The organism is Kitasatospora sp. NPDC048540 (assembly GCF_040651175.1).
Taxonomy (GTDB): Bacteria; Actinomycetota; Actinomycetes; order Streptomycetales; family Streptomycetaceae; genus Kitasatospora.
The window spans coordinates 1-16,693 of the sequence record NZ_JBEZIR010000165.1; the positions used below are offsets into that span (position 1 = coordinate 1).

Consider the following 16,693-nt stretch of genomic DNA (forward strand, 5'->3'; position numbering starts at 1 on the left):
AGACGATGCCGGAGCCGAGGCTGTCGCCGGCGGTGATCTGGACCACCGAGGGCAGGACGGTCGCGATCACCCGCTGGTAGTCGCTCTCCAGCTGGTTGGCCGCGGACGAGGACGGGGAGGGCAGCGCCCCCGAGGAGGACGCGGCGGCGGACGAGGACGAGGAGCCGCCGGAGCAGCCGGTCAGCACCAGGGCAGCCAGGGTCAGCAGGACGGCGGGCAGCAGCCGGGCCTTGGGGCCGGTCGGGCGGGGTCCGGCCGGGATCGGCCGGGTCGGGACCTTCTTGGGGCGCACCTGGACGTCCTCCGGTTCGTGCGTACACGGTCGGCAGCGGGCTCCCGGCCCCTCAAGGGCCGCGAACGGACCGACCTTTGTCAGCATTTCACCTTTATGTCCGGTTCATCGGGGCGGCGCGCCGCCATAGGATTCGGTGCATGACTTGGTTGATCACAGGCGGGGCCGGCTACATCGGCGGGCATGTCACACAGCAGCTGGCCGCGGCCGGCGAGCAGGTCGTCGTCCTGGACGATCTCAGCAGCGGTGCCGCCGGGCGGCTGCCCGCCGGGGTGCCGCTGGTGGTCGGCTCGACCCTCGACCGGGCCGCCGTCGACCGCGCGATCCGCGAGCACGGCGTCACCGGCGTGCTGCACATCGCGGCCAAGAAGCAGGTCGGCGAATCGGTCGCCGAGCCGCTGCGCTACTACCAGGAGAACGTCGAGGGCCTGCGGGTGGTGCTGGACGCGGCCGTCGCAGCCGGCGTCGGGCGGGTGCTGTTCTCCTCCTCGGCCGCCGTCTACGGGATGCCGGACGTCGACCTGGTCACCGAGGACACCCCCTGCGCGCCGATCAACCCGTACGGCGAGACCAAGCTGGTCGGCGAGTGGCTGATCAACGCCGCCGCCAAGGCGCACGGCCTGTCCACCGTGTCGCTGCGCTACTTCAACGTGGCCGGCGCGGCCTCCCCCGAGCTGTCCGACGAGGGCGTCACCAACCTGGTCCCGATGGTCTTCGAGCGGCTGACCGCCGGCCGCGCCCCGCTCGTCTTCGGCGACGACTACCCCACCCCGGACGGCAGCTGCGTCCGCGACTTCATCCACGTCGAGGACATCGCCTCGGCCCACGTGGCCGCCGTCAAGCGGCTCGACGCCGCCGCCGGACAGGTCAACCTGACCCTCAACATCGGCCGCGGCGAGGGCGTGTCGGTCCAGGAGATGCTCGCCGTGATCGGCCGGGTCACCGGCTACGACACCACCCCCGAGATCACCCCGCGCAGGGCGGGCGACCCGGCCCGGGTGGTGGCCGCCGCCGACCTGATCCACCAGGAGCTCGGCTGGTCGGCCCGGCACGAGGTCGAGTCGATGGTCGCCTCCGCCTGGGACGGCTGGTGCGCCCGCCACCCGCAGGCCCGCCGGGCCTGACCACCCGCCCCCGCGCCCGGGGCCCGTCCGCAGCCCGCGGACGGGCCCCCGCCCGTCCGGCCGGGCCGCCGCCCGACACCACCGCCGGGCCTACGGCACCGCCGTCCCGTAGTACGAGTCGAGCGCGTAAACGCAGCGGTCCTTGCTGCCGACGAAGACCCGGCCGCCGACCGCCACCGGGGAACCGGTCAGCTCGCCCTTGGTGCCCAGCTCCCAGCGCAGCCGGCCGGTGGCCAGGTCCACGGTGTGCAGCGAGTGGTCCTTGCTGCCGAGGTGCACCAGCCCGTCGGCGACCGCCGGCAGGCCGACGATCTCGCCGCGCGCCGCGTAGCGCCAGCGCTCCCGCCCCGAGGCGGTGTCGAAGGCGAACAGCGTGTCGCCCGAGCCGAGCAGGGCGGTGTCGTCGGCCAGCACCACCGGCTCGGCCCCCTGCCGGGGCGCGGTCCGGCCGCGCCAGCGCTCCCGGCCGGTGGCGGCGTCCAGCGCGTACAGCGTCCCCAGGTAGTCGGCGACGTAGACCGCCCCGTCGTCCACCGCGGGCGGGGTGAACAGCACCACCGGCGCGTCGAACCGCCAGCGCTCCGCACCCGTCGCCGCGTCCAGCGCGTGCACCCGGGTGCCCGCCGTCGCGTACACCACCCCGGCGCGCCCGACCGGGCGGGAGGGCACCTCCTCGCCCAGCTGGAAGGACCAGCGCAGCCCGCCCCCGCGCGGGTCCACGCAGCGCAGCCGGCCGGCGCCGTGGTAGTACGCGGCGCCGCCGACCAGGGCCGGCCCGGACTGCGGGTTCTCGTAGTCCTGCTGGGCGTCGTCGGCCCGCCACAGCTCGGCGCCGCTGGCCGCCGAACGCAGCTGCACCCCGCCGCCCCTGATCCCGCAGCAGAGCACCCCGTCGGCGGCGTCCAGCGAGAAGATCCAGCCGTCCAGCGAACTGCGCCAGCGCTCGGTGCCGTCCGCGACGTCGACGGTGTACAGGTGCGGGCCGTCGGCCGCGTGCACCCGCCCCGAGTCCACGGCCAGCGCCCAGGCCACGTCCCGGGTCTTGTAGCGGCGCTCGCCGGAGGCGATGTCGAGCGCGTGCACCTCGAAGCTGGAGACGAACAGCGTGCCGTCCGCGACCACCGGGGTGCCCCAGACGTCGTTGGACATCCGGAACCGCCAGGGCCGCCAGCGCGCGGCGGGCGCCCCCTGGGACGGCTGCCCGGGACGCGGTACGGGCGCGGCCCCGGTCCGGCGGACCCAGTCCGTGCCGGTCGCCGGGACGGCGGGGGCGACGCTGCCGGTCTGGTCGGCGCGCGGCCCGGGCCCTATCCGCACCGAGGCGCCCGGCAGCCGCACCTCGGGCTCCCCGCCGCCCGGCGGCCGGCCGCCGCGGATCTTCTCGGTGGCCGCCTCGCCGCCCAGCGAACCGCCGTCGGTCCGGGGGTCGGGCGTGCGGACCGGCGTCGGCGGCCGGCCCGGCGGCGGCAGCAGGACGGGCGGCGGCTGGACCGGGTGGGCCGAGGGCACCGGCGGCGGCTGCACCGGCGCGGGCGGCACCGGGCGGCGGCTGCGCCTGCGCTCGATCAGGTCCAGCGCGGCGGGCGGCAGCCAGTCGCCGGCCTCGCCCGCGGCGTCGTCCCGGGAGAACAGGTGCGGGGCCAGCTCGGCCTGCAGCTGGGCGGGCGTCGGCCGGTGCTCGGGCGCGGGCCGCATGCACGCCCGGACCAGGTCGACCAGCTCCAGCGGCAGCCCGGAGAGGTCCGGCTGGTCGCGCAGCAGCTGGAACACCGTCTCCACCGGGTTGGAGCCGCGGTACGGGGCGTGGCCGGTGGCACAGAAGACGATCAGCGAGCCGAGCGAGAAGACGTCGCTGGCGCCCTTGACGCTGCGGCTGTCGCGGGCCTGCTCGGGCGACATGTAGGCGGGGGTGCCGACCGCGACGTTGGTCATGGTGAGGCGGGTGTTGGACACCCCGGCCGCGATCCCGAAGTCGATCACCCGCGGGCCGTCCTCGACCACCAGCACGTTGGACGGCTTCAGGTCGCGGTGGACCAGCCCGGCGTGGTGGATCGACTGCAGCGCCTCGGCGATCCCGGCGGTCAGCCAGCGGACCGCGTCCACCGGCAGCGGGCCGCACTCGTTGACCAGGTCCTCCAGCGAGGGCGCGGGCACGTAGGCGGTCGCCAGCCAGGGCACCGCCGCGTCCGCGTCCGCGTCGACCACGGCGGCGGTGTAGAACCCGCCAACCGTCTTGGCCGCCGCGATCTCCCGGGCGAACCGGACCCGGAACAGGTCGTCCTCGGCCAGTTCGGCGCGCACGGTCTTGATGGCGACCCTCCGGCCGGACGCCGACCGCGCCAGATAGACCAGACCCATCCCGCCCGCGCCGAGCCGCCCGAGCACCTCGAAGGGCCCGATCCGTCTCGGATCGTGCGCCGTCAGCTGGTCCACTCCGTTGCCACCTCCCCTTACCGCCGCCACCCGTCGGGGTGCCGGACCGATTGTCCAATGCGCACCCCCCGGGATCCAATCTCCCCCGCCCTCGACGCGTCGGCGGATGCCCGCCGCCCGCCGCCCCGGCCGCCCCCGGAGCACCGCCGGCACCATCTGACGGTTCGCCGATGGTCACAGTCGGTCATCCGACCTCCCCTCAGCAGACCCTTCGTCACGCTGTGGGGTCATCAGTGCACGGGGGGGCTTCAACACCATCCCGGCGATCAGTTGAAATTCCGTGCGTACACTCCTCGGCACCCCCGCTTTAGCACCCCCGGGCGGCGTAATAGTCGCATCACCGAATCGCGCCAAGATCTCGCCACGGTAAGCTGACGGCATGACAGGACAAGTTCGCACCGTCGACGGTCGCGTCGCCGGGCGACGCGGACAGGAGACGCGGCAGAAGCTGCTCGACTGCCTCCGCGAGATGCTCAGCACGTCGCCGTATCGGGACGTCAAGGTCATCGACGTCGCCCGTATGGCGGGTACCTCCCCCGCGACCTTCTACCAGTACTTCCCGGATGTCGAGGGCGCCGTCCTCGAGATCGCAGAGGAAATGGCCGAGGACAGCGCCGGGCTCAAAGAGCTCGTCGATGGAAAGTCCTGGGCGGGAAAGACCGGCTACGCCACTTCGGAAGATCTGGTGGACGGATTCCTCGCCTTCTGGCGCAAGAACGACGCCATTCTGCGCGTCGTCACTCTCGGTGCAGCCGAGGGGGACAAGCGGTTCTTCAAGATCCGCATGAAAGTCCTCAACTCGGTGGCCGGACCGCTCTCCGAGGCGGTGAAGGCGAATCAGGGCAAGACCGACAAGTCGGTCGACCCGGCGGCGGTCGCCGGCGCGCTGATCTCGCTGCTGGCCTCGGCGGCCGAGCACCAGAAGGCGTTCACCTCCTGGGGCGTCAAGGTCAAGGACCTCAAGCCCAACCTGGCCCTCCAGGTCTACCTGGGCGTGGCCGGAAAGAAGCCGCCCAAGTAGGTCCGCCCCACCGCACCACCCACCCCGTCCATCCCGCGCGCAGCTCCCGGCCTCCTGTCCGGGGTGTGTCGGACGGCGGCCGTGTCCTCGGGGGAGGTCCGCCGACGTACCGTGACGCGCACCAACGAGCCGCAGCACCACGGTGGGGCGGCCGGAATCCAGCGATTCCGGCCGCCCCACCGGCGTGTGTACGGGGCTGCGCGCTACGGGCAGCGCACCACCTGGCCGGCGTACGCCAGACCGCCGCCGAAGCCGAACAGCAGCACCGGGTCGCCCGAGGCCAGCTCACCCCGCTCGACCAGCTTGGACAGTGCCAGCGGGATCGAGGCGGCCGAGGTGTTGCCCGAGTCCACCACATCGCGCGCCACCACGGCGTCCGGCGCGCCGAGCTTGGCCGCGATGGCGTCGATGATCCGCAGGTTCGCCTGGTGCGCGACGAAGCCCTTGAGCTCGGACGGCTCCAGCCCGGCCTTGCGGCAGGTCTCCCGGGCCAGCGGGGCGATGGCGGTGGTCGCCCAGCGGAACACGGCCTGGCCCTGCTGGCTGATGGTCGGGTCCCAGCCGGTGATCACCACGGCGTCGCCCTTCTCCGGGGTCGAGCCCCAGACCACCGGCCCGATCCCGGACTGCTCGTCCGGCACCGCCTCGACCACGGCCGCACCGGCCCCGTCGCCGAAGATCACGCAGGTCGAGCGGTCGGTCCAGTCGATGGTGTCCGACATCCGCTCCGCGCCGATCACCAGCGCCCGGGTGGCCGAACCGGCCCGGATCGCGTGGTCGGCGGTGGCCAGCGCGTACGAGAAGCCCGAGCAGACCGTGTTGATGTCGTACGCGGCCGGGGAGGGCACCCCGAGCCGGGCGGCGACCGCGGCGGCGGTGTTGGGGCTGCGCTCCACGGCGGTGCAGGTGGCGACCACCACCAGGTCGATCTCGGCGGCCTGGAAGCCGCTGCCGGCCAGGGCCTTCTGGGCGGCCTCGGTGGCCAGGTCGACCAGGGTCTCGTCGACCGCGATGTGCCGGGTGCGGATGCCCACCCGGGAGCGGATCCACTCGTCGTCGGTGTCGACCAGCTTCGCCAGGTCGTCGTTGGTGAGGACCTTGGGCGGCTGGTAGTGGCCGAGCGAAACGATACGAGAGGCGGTCATACCGCAACTCAACCCGGTTACCGGCGAGTCGGGCGGTGACGCCCTCAGACAGGATCCGGCGGCGGATGCTGTAGGGGCCGGACAACACCCCTTGGCACAGCGGGCCGGCCGCGGTGGCGCCCGACCGCCCAGGTCAGACCGCCAGCGAGTCCGCGTCGCCCATCGCGATCATCGGATGGGCCGCCGGGTCGAGCGTCTTGATCAGCTCGACCATGTGGTCCTCGGTCAGCGAGACGCAGCCGTGGGTGGGGCCGCCGTGGTCGAGGTGCAGCCACACGCCGCCGCCCTTGGCCTTGCCCTCGGGCTTGGCGGTGTCCAGCGGTGAGCGGCCGGTCACCCGGTTGTAGTCGATCGCGACCACATAGTCGAACGAGCCGGCCAGCGGCTCCCCGTTGAAGCCCTTGCCGCCCATCACGAAGTTCGCGTCCTCGCTGTACGGCATGGCGCTGCCCGGGTTGGGCTTGCGGCCGCCGGCGTCGCTGAGCGAGAACAGGCCGACCGGGCTGTGCAGGTCGCCCTCGGTGTGCGAGGCCGTCCAGCCCTTGAGGGCGTTGTGCGAGGGCCAGCTCGTCCCGGGCTTCCAGCCGCCGCCGGGCGTGCGGGTCCAGATCGTCACGGTGGAGTCGGGTGAGTCCTTGCCGCGGCCCGAGACCAGCACCAGCTGGTTGGTCTGCGCGGGTATCTTCGCCATCCAGGACGGGCCGAGGCCGGCGATGGCGGCCAGGCCGGTGTCGGACCGGGTGGAGCGGTCGGCGACGGGCGCCTCGGTGCGGTTCGCGGCCGCGGCGGCGGCCGGGTCGTCGGTCCGGGGCGTGACCTGGTCCGGCTCGGGATGGTCCAGGGCGCTGACCATCGACGCGGGCAGGCCGCGCCCGGGGCCGACGGAGAACCAGCCCGCCGCGGCCGCCAGGACCACCGCCGCGCCCACCGTCGCCCGCCCGCCGCGGCGCTTGGCCTTCGGCTTGCGCCGGTGGCCGCGCGAGCGGTCCTCGGCCCCCTCCGGAACGGCGGCCCGCCGCCCGGCGGTCAGGGGAGCGGGCGCCGGGGAGACGGGCGGTACGGGCGCGGGGGGTGCGGCCTCGAAGGGCTCGGCGTCGTACAGGTCCTCGGCGTACAGGTCCTCGGCATAGAGGTCCTCGGCGTACGGGTCCTCGGCGTACAGGTCGCCGGCCGGCTCGGCCGGGTACTGCTGGAAGGACTGCGTCGGCTGGTACGCCGGGTGGGGCTCCTGGTACTGCTGCTGCCCGGTCCGGTACCCGCCCTGATGTCCGTCGTACCCGCCGGCCTGCGGGTGGCCCTGGTAGGGGTCGTACGGCTGCTGGTACGGATCCTGGGCCCGGTACTGGTGCTGCCCGGCCCACGGGTCCTGCGGCCCGGCCGGGTGGCCCGGCACCGGCCCGCCGCCGTACGGTGCCGCCGGGGCGGCCTGGGGGTACGGCGCTTGGGCACGGTAGGAACCGGACATGCTGACGATCCTTCCAAGCCTCGGGGCGGAGCGGAACCCGTGGCGTGTGGTGAGCCTGTGAGCATACGCGCTCCCTTTCATGAACGGGCCCGTCCGGGCCGGTCCATGACGTCCGCCGCCCGGCCCCTCGGGGGCACGGGCGGCGGGCCGGGGACGCCTGGTCAGAGGCGCATCGCCTGCGGGGTCTCACGGCGCTGCAGGTCCGGGCCGTCGTACTCGCGGATGACCTCGTAGCGGGTGTTGCGCTCCACCGGGCGGAAGCCGGCGTCGCGGATCAGGTCCAGCAGGTCGTCACGGCCGAGCTTGTTCGGCGTGCCGAAGTTGTCCGCGTCGTGCGTGATCTTGTACTCGACCACCGAGCCGTCCATGTCGTCCGCGCCGTGGCTGAGCGCCAGCTGGGCGGTGGTGACGCCGTGCATCACCCAGAAGACCTTGACGTGCGGCACGTTGTCGAACAGCAGCCGGGAGACCGCGAAGGTCTTCAGCGCCTCGGCGCCGGTCGCCATCTCGGTACGGTCCATCAGCTTGTTGCGGACGATGCCGTCCTTGGAGTCGTGGAAGTCGTGCTGGTAGCGCAGCGGGATGAAGACCTGGAACCCGCCGGTCTCGTCCTGCAGCTCACGCAGCCGCAGCACGTGGTCCACCCGGTGGCGGGGCTCCTCGATGTGCCCGTACAGCATGGTGCACGGGGTCTTGAGGCCCTTCTCGTGCGCCAGGCGGTGGATCCGCGACCAGTCCTCCCAGTGGGTCTCGTGGTCGACGATGTGCTGCCGGACCTCCCAGTCGAAGATCTCGGCGCCGCCGCCGGTCAGCGACTCCAGACCGGCGTCGATCAGCTCGTCCAGGATCTCGGAGGCGCTCAGGCCGCTGATCCGCTCGAACCAGTGGATCTCGGTGGCGGTGAACGCCTTGAGCGAGACGTTGGGCAGCGCGGCCTTCAGCTCGCGCAGGGAGCGCGGGTAGTAGCGCCAGGGCAGCGTCGGGTGCAGGCCGTTGACGATGTGCAGCTCGGTGAGGGAGTCGACCTCCATCGCCTTCGCGAGCTTGACCGCCTCCTCGATCCGCATCGTGTAGGCGTCCTTCTCGCCCGGCTTGCGCTGGAACGAGCAGTACGCGCAGGAGGCCGCGCAGACGTTGGTCATGTTGAGGTGACGGTTGACGTTGAAGTGGACCACGTCACCGTTCTTGCGCGTCCGCACGTGGTGCGCGAGACCGCCCAGCCAGGCCAGGTCGTCGCTCTCGTAGAGCGCGATGCCGTCCTCGCGGGTCAGCCGCTCACCCGCGTAGACCTTCGCCTCCAGCTCGCGCTTGAGCCCTGCGTCCATGCGGCGCTCCGCCTCCTCCGACTTCGAATCAATGCCGGAACCGAGACTACGCCTAGCGCCCGCCGGGCCCGGCAACCGGGCCGCACCACCCCGGCGGACGGCGGCCGCCGCTACCCGGCGAGGAGTTCGGACAGCAGCGCCGGGTCGAGGTTGCCGCCGCTGACGACCGCGGCGAAGACCCGGCCCTCGAGCTCGCCGGCGCGGTGGAAGTAGGCGGCGGGGGCGACGGCGCCCGAGGGCTCGGCGACCAGGCGGCCGCGGCGGGCGAGGAGGGCCACGGTGGCGCGGATCTCGTCCTCGGTGACCGTCACGATGTCGTCCACGTACGCCTGCAGGTGCTCGAACGGCAGCACGCCGACGGACGGGGTGCGCAGCCCGTCCGCGAGGGTGCGGTAGGTGTCCGCGACCGGCCAGACGGCGTGCCGGCCGGTGCGCAGGCTCTGCTGCGCGTCGGCGGCCAGCTCCGGCTCGACGCCGATCACCCGGACGCCCGGGCAGGCCAGCTTGAGGGCGGCCGCGGTACCGGAGATCAGACCGCCGCCGCTGACCGGGACGAGCACGGTGTCCAGCTCGTCCGGGGCGTCCTCGGCGATCTCCAGGCCGACGGTGCCCTGCCCGGCGATGATGTACGGGTCGTCGTACGGCGGCACCCAGACGTAGCCGTGCCGCTCGACCAGTTCGGCGGGCAGGGTGTCCCGCTCGCCGGGCGGCACCAGGACCACCTCGGCACCGAACGAGCGGGTGTTGTCGACCTTGACGGCCGGCGAGGTGTCGGGCATCACGATGACGGCCTTGATCCCGAGGATCCGGGCCGCGTACGCCACCGCCTGCGCGTGGTTGCCACTGGACTGGGCGACGACACCGCGGGCCCGCTCGGCCTCGCTCAGCGCGGCGAGGCGGTTGTAGGCACCGCGGATCTTGAACGCCCCGGTGGGCTGGAGGCTCTCCGGCTTCAGCCAGAGCGCACGGGTACCTTCCGCGGCCCACGGGCACGGCAGCAGCGGGGTCCGTACGGCCACCCCGGCGATGCGCTGCTGCGCGGCGCGCAGCTCCTCCAGTCCGACCAGTGGCATCGACGTCACTCCCCCATGTCCGTCAGCGGCAGTTCGCTCACCCGGTTCTCCCACTTGGTGGAGAGGACCACCGTGGTCCTGGTGCGGGCCACACCCTTGGTGCCGGAGATCCGCTTGACCACCGACTCCAGTCCCTCCACGTCCGGGACCCTGACCTTGAGCATGTACGAGTCGTCGCCCGCGATGAACCAGCAGTCCTCGACCTCGGGGAGGTCCTTGAGCCGGTGCGCCACGTCCTCGTGGTCGGCGGCGTCGGTCAGCTGAAGACCGATCAGGGCGGTCACGCCGTAGCCCAGCGAGGCCGGGTTGACGGTCGCCCGGTAGCCGGTGATCACACCGGCCTGCTCCAGCCGGTTGATCCGGTCGGTCACGCTGGGGCCGGACAGGCCGACCAGCCGGCCGAGCTCGGCGTACGAGGCGCGGCCGTTCTCCCGGAGCGCCTGGATGAGCTGTCTGTCCACTGAGTCCATATGCCTGCCCGCGTCCTTCCGAACCTCTCCAGACCCACTGATCATTATCCGAAATCAAAGGCGTTACACGCGGATCGACCCGGATATCGCAAAGAACATACTCTCCCGTTCACCGGACTCTCACCCGGCCCGCCCCGGTGCCTTCACCGCCCCGCCCAGTTCACCCTCCCAACGGCGGTACAGCGCGTGCGGCACACCCACCGCGTCCAGCACCCGGCCGGCCACGAAGTCCACCAGCTCACGGGCGGTGGAGCCGCCCGCGTAGAACCCCGGCGAGGCGGGCAGCACCACCGCTCCCTGGGCGTCCAGCTCGACGAGGTGCTTCAGCGTCACCCCATTGAGGGGGGTCTCGCGCAGGCACACCACCAGCGGCCGGCGCTCCTTCAGGGTCACGCTGGCGACGCGCTGGAGCAGGTCCTTGGACAGGCCCAGCGCGATCCCGGCCACCGCGCCGGTGGTCGCGGGGACCACCAGCATCCCCTTGGCCGGGTAGGAGCCGCTGGAGGGGCCGGCCGCGAAGTCACCGGCCGGCCAGTGGCGGACGCCGGAGAGGTCCTCGACACCGGTCCAGGCCGCCAGGTCGTCCCGCCAGTGGGCGTCGCGGAAGGAGATGCCGGTCTCGTCCAGGATGGTGAGCCGGGCCGCGCGGCTGACCACCAGGTCCACCGCCTCACCCGCCGCCAGCAGCCCCCGGATCACCGAGGCCGCGTACGGCGTGCCCGACGCGCCCGACACCCCTACCACCCACGGCCTGCGCACCTGCTGATCGTTCATACCTCGCACCCTAGGGCGTGCCGGCCGGGGCGCCCCCGTCGAGGGGCCCGGGCCCGGGGCTGCGGGAGGATGGGGGGCATGGCGTCGACGCTGATCGATCTCACGCATCCGGTCACCACGGGGATGCCCGTCTACCCCGGGGACCCGGAGGTGGTGCTGCGGCCCGCCCTCACCTCGGCCGACGAGGGGGTGAACGTGCTCGGCCTGCACCTCGGTTCGCAGACCGGCACGCACGTGGACGCGCCGTACCACGTGGACCTCACCTGGCCCACCCTGGACGGGCTGCCGCTGGAGCTGTTCACCGGTCCGGCCGTCGTGGCCGACCTGCGCGGACTGGCCCCCCGGGCGCCGGTGACACCGCAGCTGCTGGCGCCCGCGCTGGCGCTGGCGGGGCCCGGCACCGTCCTCCTGCTGGCCACCGGCTGGCCGCGCCACTGGGGCACCGACCGCTACCTGGCGCACCCGTACCTGACCGCGGAGGCCGCCGACGCGATCGTCGCCGCGGGCATCCGTACGGTCGGGGTGGACGCGCTGTCCGTCGACCCGACGCCGGACCCGGGCCCGGCCGACCCGGCGGTGGCCGCGCTGCTGGAGCAGCTGGCCGACGAGCACGACCCGGCGCCCGAGGAGCCGACACTGGCGGCGCACCGGGTGCTGCTCGGGCCCGAGGGCGGCGCGGTGATCGCCGAGAACCTCACCGACCTGGCCCCGCTGCTGGCGGCCCAGGCCGCGGGGCGGGCGGTGGAGGTGTCGCTGTTCCCGCTGCGGCTGGTGGCGGCCGACGGCGCTCCGGTCCGGGCGGTGGCCCGGCTGGGGTGAGCGCGGCCCGGCGGGGGCGGTGGTGCGCCAACGGGCTTGCCGCCAGAGCGTCTTGAGTTGGTCTAGACCATAACCGGCGGCGCCGATAGGCTCCCGCCATGGCAGAGATCATCGGAGTCGTGGAGCGGCTCTGGCGGTACCCGGTGAAGTCCACCGGCGGCGAGCCGCTCGACGTCGTCGAGGTGGACGGACGCGGGCTGGCCGGGGACCGGATCTACGCCGTCCGGGACGGCGCCGGCCGGCTCGGCTCCGGGAAGAACACCCGGCGGCTGCGCCGGATGGACGGCCTGCTGCGGCTCAGCTCCCGGCTCGGCAGCCGGATCGACGCCCCCGAGCTGTTCGACCCGCTCGGCAGCCCGGTCGCCGACCCGGTCGCCTTCCTCCGCGCCTACCTGGAACGCGACGACGTCGGCCTCGCCCGGGAGGACGGCGTCCCGCACTTCGACCAGCTGCCGGTCAGCGTGCTCACCACCGCCACCCTGGACTGGGTTAGGGCGGCCGTGCCCACGGCGGTGGTGGACGAGCGGCGCTTCCGCCCCAACATCCTGTTGCGGACACCGCCCGGCACCCCCGCGTTCGCCGAGGACGGCTGGTTCGGCCGCGCCGGCGGGGTGCGGCGGGGCGTCCGGCTGGCGTTCGTCCGCTCCAGCGGGCGCTGCGCGATGAGCGGCAGCGCCCAGCCCGGGCTGCCGCACGCCCCGGAGATCCTCAAGGCCATCACCAACGCCCACGACGGCCGGCTCGACGCCCTGGCCACCGTCACCCGCCCGGGACGGCTCCGGATCGGGGACACCCTGGTCCTGGACTGAGCGCCCGGGCCCGCCCCGCGGCTCAGGCCGCGTGCCGGACCAGGCAGAACGGGTGCCCGGCCGGGTCGGTGTAGACCCGCCAGGAGTCCTCGCTGAGCTTGTGCACCCCGCCGAGCGCGACCACCTTGGCCTCGGCCTCGTCCAGGTCGGCCACCTCGATGTCCAGGTGCAGCTGCTGCGGGTGCGCCGGGTCCGGCCACATCGGCGGCCGGAAGTCCTCCACCCGCTGGAAGGCCAGCACCAGCCCGCCGGGCGCGTGCACCGTCGACCACTCCTCGTCCAGCGCCCACCGCGGATCCGGCCGGTCCACCTCGCCGCCGAGCAGCCCGGCGTAGAAATGGGCCAGACCCGCCGGGTAGTGACAGTCCAGCACCACGCACTGCAGCTTGCCGATCATCGGTGGACACTCCCTCACAGCGGACGGCTGACTCTCGTCCCAGGATCCCGTGCCCTGTCGCCGCCCGACAGCACCGCGCCCGCCGCGTGTCCCGGCGGTGGGCCGGGCGGGCGACGGGCGCGGTGGTCAGCGGCCGAGGCCGCGGATGACCAGGTCGACCAGGGTGAAGGCGAACAGGGAGATGCCGACGAAGCCGTTGGTGGTGAAGAAGGCCCGGTTGAGGCGGGAGAGGTCGCCGGGCTTGACGATGGAGTGCTCGTAGACGAAGGCGGCGGCGACCACGGCGAGGCCGGCCCAGAAGGCCGGGCCGGCGTCGGTGAGCAGGCCGTACCAGACCAGCAGGCCGGTGGTGACGGCGTGGCAGGCGCGGGCGCCGTACAGGGCCGCCGGGATGCCGAAGCGGGCGGGCACCGAACGGACGCCCTCGGCGCGGTCGGCGGCGACGTCCTGGCAGCCGAAGATCAGGTCGAAGCCGCCGATCCAGATGCCGACCGCGAGGCCCAGCACCACGGCGTCCCAGGACCAGGAGCCGGTGACGGCCAGCCAGGCGCCGACCGGGCCGATCGCCTGGGCGAGGCCGAGGATGGCGTGCGGGAAGTCGGTGAACCGCTTGCCGTACGGGTAGACCACCATCGGCACCACGGCGACCGGCGCGAGCAGCAGGCAGAGCGGGTTGAGCAGGGCGGCCGCACCGAGGAAGACCACCAGCGCGATGGCCGAGCCCAGGTAGGCGGTGCGCAGCGAGACCGCGCCGGTGACCAGCTCGCGGCCCGCGGTACGGGGGTTGCGGGAGTCGATCTCGCGGTCGATGATCCGGTTCGCGGCCATCGCGAAGGTCCGCAGGCCGACCATGCAGACGGTGACCAGGAGCAGGACGCCCCAGCGGATCTCGCCGTAGCGCTCGTACATCGCGGTGAGCGCGGCGATGTAAGCGAACGGCAGGGCGAAGACCGAGTGCTCGATCATCACCAGCCGCAGGAAGGCCTTGGCCTTGTTCGGATTGGCCGGGACGGCCGCCGTGGTCACAGTCCGTATTCCTTCCAGCGCTTGGTCACCAGCTCGGCCGTGGCCGGGTCGGAGGCGACCATCTCGGGCCAGCCGCCGTCGCGGGTGTAGCCCTCCTCGGGCAGCTTACGGGTGGCGTCGATGCCCGCCTTGCCGCCCCAGAACTGCTGGTAGGAGGCGTGGTCCAGGTGGTCGACCGGGCCCTCGACCACGGACAGGTCGCGGCTGTAGTCGACGTTGCCGAGCGCCCGCCAGGCGACCTCGTGGTAGTCGTGCACGTCGCAGTCGGAGTCGACCACGATGATCAGCTTGGTCAGCGACATCATGTGGGCGCCCCAGATCGCGTGCATCACCTTCTGGGCGTGCTTGGGGTACTTCTTGTCGATCGAGACGATCACGCAGTTGTGGAAGCCGCCGGCCTCGGGCAGGTCGTAGTCGACGATGTCCGGGATGATCACCTTCAGCAGCGGCAGGAAGAACCGCTCGGTGAACTTGCCCAGCGGGCCGTCCTCGGTCGGCGGGCGGCCGACCACGATGGACTGGAGCAGCGGGCGCCGCCGCATGGTCACGCAGTCGATGGTCAGGGCCGGGAACGGCTCCTGCGGCGTGTAGAAGCCGGTGTGGTCGCCGAACGGGCCCTCCGGCAGCATCTTGCCGGGCTCCAGCCAGCCCTCCAGCACCACCTCGGCGTCGGCGGGCACCTGGAGCGGGACGGTCTTGCAGTCGACCATCCGGGTGCGCTCCCCGGCCACGAAGCCGGCGAACAGGTACTCGTCGATGTCGCCCGGCAGCGGCGCGGTGGCCGCGTAGGTGACGGCCGGCGGGCAGCCGAAGGCGATCGCCACCGGGAGCTTCTCGCCCCGCTTGGCGGCGACCGCGGCGTGGTTGCGGCTGTCCTTGTGGATCTGCCAGTGCATGCCGATGGTGCGCCGGTCGTGCCGCTGGAGGCGGTAGAGGCCGAGGTTGCGCACCCCGGTGTCCGGGTCCTTGGTGTGGGTCAGGCCCAGGTTGAAGAAGGAACCGCCGTCCTGCGGCCAGGTGAACAGGGCGGGCAGCCGGTCCAGGTCGACGTCGTCGCCGGTGAGCACCACCTCCTGGACGGGTGCCTCGCCGGACTTCACCTTCTTCGGCGGGACGTGCGTCATCGAGGCCAGCTTGCCGAAGGCCTCGCGGATGCCGGTGAAGCCGTTCGGCAGCTCGGGCTTGAGCAGGCCGCCGATCTTCTCCGAGATCTCGTCCGGGGACTTCAGGCCGAGCGCCTTGGCGAGGCGCCGCTCGGTGCCGAAGACGTTCATCGCCAGCGGCATCGAGGCGCCCTTGACGTTCTCGAACAGCAGCGCCGGGCCCTTCGCCTTCTGCACCCGGTCGACGATCTCCCCGACCTCCAGGTACGGGTCCACCTCTGCCTTGATCCGCTTGAGGTCGCCCTCTCGCTCCAGGGCCCTCAGAAACGAACGGAGATCGTCGTATGCCATGCCAGCCAGTATCCGGCACGGACTAACCTGGCCCCGCCAACAGGGTCCCCTTCCGGAGCCTGTCCGGCCCGTCTGCCGACCTTTCCGGGGGAGTTCACCGCCGTGCTGAGGAACCTGCCTTTCCTGCTCGCGCTCGCCTTCTGGGTGTGGGCCTTCATCGACTGCCTGACCGCCCCGGAGGAGGAGGTCCGCTACCTGCCCAAGGTGGCCTGGGTGATCATCGTGCTGCTGTTCCCGCTGGTCGGCTCGATCGCCTGGCTCGCGGTCGGCAAGGAGCGCCGCTCGGCCCGCGCCCGCACGGCGGCCTGGCCCTCCGGACCGACCGCCGGGTTCCCGGAGTACGAGCGCCCGCGCGGGCGCCAGCTGGCACCCGACGACGACCCGGAGTTCCTGGCTTCGTTGAAGCGGGACAACCAGCGGCACGAGGACATGCTCAAGCAGTGGGAGGCCGATCTGCGCCGCCGCGAGGAGGACCTCCGCGAGGGCAAGGATGACCCCGAAAAGGGGCCTCGGGCCTGACGGAAACGTTTTTGGCGCTTCCCTACGAGTCACCGCCCGTTCGCCGCGTCGTCCGCCGCCGGTCGGGCGGGCCGGGCCCGGCCGGCCGCGGCCGCCTGCCGGGCCCCCCTCCTCCCCCTGACGCACCCCGCTGACCAGCCGGTTTCCTCACCGTCCCGGCCACCGGGACGCCCCTCGGACACGCGTCCGACCCCGGGTGGCCCACCCGGGGTGCCGAACGGTGTTCTGTTCAGCCTGTACATCTAATGGCTCTCGACCTTGTACGGAATCAACGCCGAAACGCGGCCGCCCCGCCTCGTACTGTCGTAAGTGAAGAAGTGTTCGCAGCAGCAGCCGCCCATCGCAGGTCCGGCTGTCGGACAGTTCCCGCGGCGACTTGGAGTGGTTTCGAGATGACGGTTCTGCACGAGGCGCCGATCGGCGACGAGGTCCCCGAGACCCCCGCTGACGCCCGGGGTCGGGTGGCCGAGCTGCACGACCTTCGGGAGCAGGTCCGCCGTGGCCCGAGCGAGAAGGCCACCGAGGCGCAGCACGCGAAGGGGAAGCT

At 72.9% G+C, this 16,693-nt stretch carries 15 protein-coding genes and 1 pseudogene; 5 read left to right on the forward strand and 11 right to left on the reverse strand.

What is annotated here, in order from left to right:
* Positions 1-292: pseudogene (locus tag AB0D08_RS36725) on the reverse strand (signal protein PDZ); the annotation flags it as partial.
* Positions 293-432: 140 nt separating this feature from the next.
* Between AB0D08_RS36725 and galE the strand changes: the two are divergent.
* Positions 433-1,416, forward strand: a complete 984-nt coding sequence (gene galE / locus AB0D08_RS36730; RefSeq protein WP_033822056.1) for a UDP-glucose 4-epimerase GalE — start codon at positions 433-435, stop codon at positions 1,414-1,416.
* A gap of 90 nt (positions 1,417-1,506) precedes the next feature.
* On the opposite strand, the gene AB0D08_RS36735 is transcribed toward galE, so the two are convergent.
* On the reverse strand, positions 1,507-3,849 hold the full coding sequence (locus AB0D08_RS36735; protein ID WP_359894676.1) for a PQQ-binding-like beta-propeller repeat protein: 2,343 nt from the start codon (positions 3,847-3,849) through the stop codon (positions 1,507-1,509).
* A gap of 379 nt (positions 3,850-4,228) precedes the next feature.
* On the opposite strand from AB0D08_RS36735, the gene AB0D08_RS36740 reads away from it, so the two are divergent.
* Positions 4,229-4,870: a TetR family transcriptional regulator gene (locus AB0D08_RS36740; protein WP_033823153.1), complete on the forward strand. Its 642-nt coding sequence runs from the start codon at positions 4,229-4,231 to the stop codon at positions 4,868-4,870.
* Positions 4,871-5,073: 203 nt separating this feature from the next.
* Here AB0D08_RS36740 and AB0D08_RS36745 read toward each other — a convergent pair whose 3' ends face one another.
* From AB0D08_RS36745 to AB0D08_RS36770, 6 genes are all read right to left on the reverse strand, one after another.
* The gene (locus AB0D08_RS36745) at positions 5,074-6,015 is read right to left on the reverse strand and encodes a beta-ketoacyl-ACP synthase III (RefSeq protein WP_033823152.1); all 942 of its coding nucleotides are present in this window, start codon (positions 6,013-6,015) and stop codon (positions 5,074-5,076) included.
* 133 nt (positions 6,016-6,148) lie between these two features.
* Positions 6,149-7,480, reverse strand: coding sequence for a hypothetical protein (locus AB0D08_RS36750; protein ID WP_359894679.1), 1,332 nt, complete (start codon positions 7,478-7,480; stop codon positions 6,149-6,151).
* A 161-nt stretch (positions 7,481-7,641) separates the two neighbouring features.
* Positions 7,642-8,805: an aminofutalosine synthase MqnE gene (mqnE, locus tag AB0D08_RS36755; protein WP_033823151.1), complete on the reverse strand. Its 1,164-nt coding sequence runs from the start codon at positions 8,803-8,805 to the stop codon at positions 7,642-7,644.
* Positions 8,806-8,915: 110 nt separating this feature from the next.
* Positions 8,916-9,878: a threonine/serine dehydratase gene (locus AB0D08_RS36760; RefSeq protein WP_033823150.1), complete on the reverse strand. Its 963-nt coding sequence runs from the start codon at positions 9,876-9,878 to the stop codon at positions 8,916-8,918.
* A gap of 5 nt (positions 9,879-9,883) precedes the next feature.
* Positions 9,884-10,348, reverse strand: coding sequence for an Lrp/AsnC family transcriptional regulator (locus AB0D08_RS36765; protein ID WP_033823149.1), 465 nt, complete (start codon positions 10,346-10,348; stop codon positions 9,884-9,886).
* 120 nt (positions 10,349-10,468) lie between these two features.
* Positions 10,469-11,122 (reverse strand): UbiX family flavin prenyltransferase, encoded by a 654-nt coding sequence (locus tag AB0D08_RS36770; RefSeq protein WP_033823148.1) that lies wholly within the window; start codon positions 11,120-11,122, stop codon positions 10,469-10,471.
* 78 nt (positions 11,123-11,200) lie between these two features.
* On the opposite strand from AB0D08_RS36770, the gene AB0D08_RS36775 reads away from it, so the two are divergent.
* Both AB0D08_RS36775 and AB0D08_RS36780 read left to right on the forward strand, forming a co-directional pair.
* Positions 11,201-11,941, forward strand: coding sequence for a cyclase family protein (locus AB0D08_RS36775; protein WP_033823147.1), 741 nt, complete (start codon positions 11,201-11,203; stop codon positions 11,939-11,941).
* A gap of 98 nt (positions 11,942-12,039) precedes the next feature.
* Positions 12,040-12,750, forward strand: a complete 711-nt coding sequence (locus AB0D08_RS36780) for an MOSC N-terminal beta barrel domain-containing protein (protein ID WP_033823146.1) — start codon at positions 12,040-12,042, stop codon at positions 12,748-12,750.
* 22 nt (positions 12,751-12,772) lie between these two features.
* On the opposite strand, the gene AB0D08_RS36785 is transcribed toward AB0D08_RS36780, so the two are convergent.
* From AB0D08_RS36785 to AB0D08_RS36795, 3 genes are all read right to left on the reverse strand, one after another.
* A complete protein-coding gene (locus AB0D08_RS36785; RefSeq protein WP_033823145.1) occupies positions 12,773-13,147 on the reverse strand; it encodes a VOC family protein in 375 nt (124 codons plus the stop codon).
* Between the two features lie 126 nt (positions 13,148-13,273).
* Positions 13,274-14,173, reverse strand: a complete 900-nt coding sequence (mqnP, locus tag AB0D08_RS36790; protein WP_149038426.1) for a menaquinone biosynthesis prenyltransferase MqnP — start codon at positions 14,171-14,173, stop codon at positions 13,274-13,276.
* On the reverse strand, positions 14,170-15,627 hold the full coding sequence (locus AB0D08_RS36795) for a menaquinone biosynthesis decarboxylase (protein ID WP_033823143.1): 1,458 nt from the start codon (positions 15,625-15,627) through the stop codon (positions 14,170-14,172). Before AB0D08_RS36795 ends, mqnP begins: the two co-directional genes overlap by 4 nt.
* A gap of 102 nt (positions 15,628-15,729) precedes the next feature.
* Between AB0D08_RS36795 and AB0D08_RS36800 the strand changes: the two genes are divergently transcribed.
* Positions 15,730-16,146 carry a PLD nuclease N-terminal domain-containing protein gene (locus AB0D08_RS36800; RefSeq protein WP_359894684.1) on the forward strand — a complete coding sequence of 139 codons (417 nt, stop codon included), beginning with the start codon at positions 15,730-15,732 and terminating at the stop codon, positions 16,144-16,146.
* Positions 16,147-16,693 lie beyond the last annotated feature (547 nt).

Bases quoted from the DNA above. Each gene is read 5' to 3' on its own strand.
- galE (WP_033822056.1), top strand. From the start codon at position 433: ATGACTTGGTTGATCACAGGCGGGGCCGGCTACATCGGCGGGCATGTC.
- AB0D08_RS36740 (WP_033823153.1), top strand. From the start codon at position 4,229: ATGACAGGACAAGTTCGCACCGTCGACGGTCGCGTCGCCGGGCGACGC.
- AB0D08_RS36745 (WP_033823152.1), bottom strand. From the start codon at position 6,015: ATGACCGCCTCTCGTATCGTTTCGCTCGGCCACTACCAGCCGCCCAAG.
- AB0D08_RS36750 (WP_359894679.1), bottom strand. From the start codon at position 7,480: ATGTCCGGTTCCTACCGTGCCCAAGCGCCGTACCCCCAGGCCGCCCCG.
- mqnE (WP_033823151.1), bottom strand. From the start codon at position 8,805: ATGGACGCAGGGCTCAAGCGCGAGCTGGAGGCGAAGGTCTACGCGGGT.
- AB0D08_RS36760 (WP_033823150.1), bottom strand. From the start codon at position 9,878: ATGCCACTGGTCGGACTGGAGGAGCTGCGCGCCGCGCAGCAGCGCATC.
- AB0D08_RS36765 (WP_033823149.1), bottom strand. From the start codon at position 10,348: ATGGACTCAGTGGACAGACAGCTCATCCAGGCGCTCCGGGAGAACGGC.
- AB0D08_RS36770 (WP_033823148.1), bottom strand. From the start codon at position 11,122: ATGAACGATCAGCAGGTGCGCAGGCCGTGGGTGGTAGGGGTGTCGGGC.
- AB0D08_RS36775 (WP_033823147.1), top strand. From the start codon at position 11,201: ATGGCGTCGACGCTGATCGATCTCACGCATCCGGTCACCACGGGGATG.
- AB0D08_RS36780 (WP_033823146.1), top strand. From the start codon at position 12,040: ATGGCAGAGATCATCGGAGTCGTGGAGCGGCTCTGGCGGTACCCGGTG.
- AB0D08_RS36785 (WP_033823145.1), bottom strand. From the start codon at position 13,147: ATGATCGGCAAGCTGCAGTGCGTGGTGCTGGACTGTCACTACCCGGCG.
- AB0D08_RS36795 (WP_033823143.1), bottom strand. From the start codon at position 15,627: ATGGCATACGACGATCTCCGTTCGTTTCTGAGGGCCCTGGAGCGAGAG.